Source organism: Mesorhizobium sp. YIM 152430 (assembly GCF_029210365.1).
GTDB lineage: Bacteria > Pseudomonadota > Alphaproteobacteria > Rhizobiales > Rhizobiaceae > Aliihoeflea.
Genome location: NZ_JARGES010000017.1, coordinates 1 through 673, shown reverse-complemented (window position 1 = coordinate 673; position 673 = coordinate 1). Strand labels below are relative to the sequence as shown.

1 protein-coding gene is annotated in these 673 nt (G+C 64.3%); it reads right to left on the bottom strand.

The features are described 5' to 3' along the window. Positions 1 to 673 (bottom strand): FAD-binding oxidoreductase (locus tag PZ895_RS02530; RefSeq protein WP_275837460.1); only part of this gene is annotated, 673 nt, incomplete at both ends.

Genomic DNA, 673 nt, shown 5'->3' with positions numbered 1-673 from the left:
ATAGAGATCGGCCTCGGTGTTGACGCCCCAATAGAGTTTCAACGGACGTTCGGCACCGAGCGCGATCTGGTTCTCGATCAACGACTTCATGGGCGCAAAGCCGGTACCGGTCGCGAGGAGCACGGCGTCCATGCCATCCTCGTCCGACAGGCAGAATTCGCCATAGGGGAGTTCGACCCTGAGGACCGTCCCCTTGTCCAGCGTGCCGAGCACCTGCTCTGAAAACTTGCCGCCGGGCACGTGACGGATATGAAGCTCGAGGCCATCGTTCTTCTGGGGCGGATTGGCCATCGAATAGTTGCGGCTGTCGTCGTCTTCCATCAGCACCCGCAAATACTGGCCGGCCCGAAACGGCGCGCGCTGACCGATGGGCAGGCGGAGATGGATCACCGCGACATCGGGCGCGGGCCGTACGACCTTTCGCACCTTGGCATCGAGGATCTTGCGCTGAACCGGCTCGACCTTCTGGATCCGGGCCGGCGTGATCTCGAGATCGCTGAGCGGGCGCGCCTGGCACAGGAGCACCTCATCCGCCGGACCGGTCTGATGGCCCTGGCCGCGCACCATGGCCTCGCCCGCCGCAATGCCGCCCCGACAGGACGAACACACGCCCTTGCGGCAGGAATAGGGAATGGCATAACCGGCCCTGTCGGCGGCATCGAGAACGGTTTCG